Here is a 439-nt window from a genome sequence, read left to right on the forward strand (position 1 = left end):
GAAAAATGGCAAAAGGTAAATTCACCCGCACCAAGCCGCACGTGAACGTGGGCACGATCGGTCACGTCGACCACGGCAAGACCACGCTGACGGCGGCGATCGCCACGGTGCTGTCGGCCAAGTTCGGCGGCGAAGCCAAGAACTACGCCGACATCGATGCTGCGCCCGAAGAAAAGGCCCGCGGCATCACGATCAACACGGCCCACGTCGAGTACGAGACGGCCAACCGCCACTACGCACACGTCGACTGCCCCGGCCACGCCGACTACGTGAAGAACATGATCACCGGCGCTGCCCAGATGGACGGCGCCATCCTCGTGTGCTCGGCCGCTGACGGCCCGATGCCCCAGACCCGCGAGCACATCCTGCTGGCGCGCCAGGTGGGTGTGGGCTACATCATCGTGTTCCTGAACAAGTGCGACATGGTCGACGACAAGGA

The 439-nt window shown here is 63.8% G+C and carries 1 protein-coding gene; it reads left to right on the forward strand.

What is annotated here, in order from left to right; genetic code table 11:
- Positions 1-5: 5 nt before the first annotated feature.
- A partial coding sequence (locus AC3A6R_RS27145; RefSeq protein WP_487866182.1) for a GTP-binding protein occupies positions 6-439 on the forward strand: 434 nt, incomplete at its 3' end.

The sequence above is a fragment of the Variovorax sp. Soil_C_19 genome, from assembly GCF_057657255.1.